The organism is Actinacidiphila epipremni (genome assembly GCF_012034175.1).
Taxonomy (GTDB): domain Bacteria; phylum Actinomycetota; class Actinomycetes; order Streptomycetales; family Streptomycetaceae; genus Actinacidiphila; species Actinacidiphila epipremni.
On record NZ_JAATEJ010000072.1, the window covers coordinates 1 to 862 of the forward strand.

Annotated in this window: 1 pseudogene; it reads left to right on the plus strand. The window is 76.8% G+C overall.

Annotation, left to right across the window (positions count from 1 at the left end):
- Positions 1-751: pseudogene (locus HCN08_RS34470) on the plus strand (beta-L-arabinofuranosidase domain-containing protein); the annotation flags it as partial.
- Between the last annotated feature and the right edge of the window lie 111 nt (positions 752-862).

Consider the following 862-nt stretch of genomic DNA (forward strand, 5'->3'; position numbering starts at 1 on the left):
CGTCGACACCGCCGGGCTCCAGCTCCACCAGTACGCGACCGGCCGGTACGAGGGCCACGACGGCGGCGCCCACTTCGCTGTTAGCGCTCACACCGACTATCCCAGGACCGGCGCCGTCCGCGTCCTGGTCGAGGACGGCCCCGCAGGCCGCCCCTGGACGCTGTCGCTGCGCATCCCGCAATGGGCCGCCCACCCCCGCGTCCTCGTCGCCGGGCAGCCCACCGCGGGCGTCATGGACGACGGGTGGCTGCGGCTGCGGCGCGCCTGGTCACCGGGCGACGAGGTGCTGCTGGAACTCGACATGAGCCCCCGGCTGGTCCGGGCCGACGCCCGGGTGGACGCGGTACGCGGCTGCGTCGCGATCGAGCGCGGCCCGCTGGTCTACTGCCTGGAAGGCGTCGACCACCCCGGCGGCGGCCTGGACGACGTCGTCATCGACCCCACCCGGCCGCTCACCGAGACCGAACGCCCCGAACTCCTCGGCGGCGTCACGACCGTGACGGCGGCCGGCCACCGGCGCGCACCGCAGGACCCCGGCTGGTGGCCGTACCAGCCGTACCAGCCCGACCGACTTGACCAGCCCGCCGAGCCGGACCGGCCCGACCGGCCGGACCGCCCGCACCCGCCGGCCGGCGACGCCTCCCCTCCCGTACCGCCCCCGGGCAGCGGCCTCACCCTGACCGCCGTCCCCTACTACGCCTGGGCCAACCGCCAGGACGGCCCCATGCGGGTGTGGATCCCCACCCGCTGACCGCCGGCCCGCGCGCCACCACCGCACCGGCCGCCGCGCCCCCCGGCACGCAAGACCGCACGAACGACCGCACGAACGACCGCACCACCGCACCACCGCACGACCTCGCAC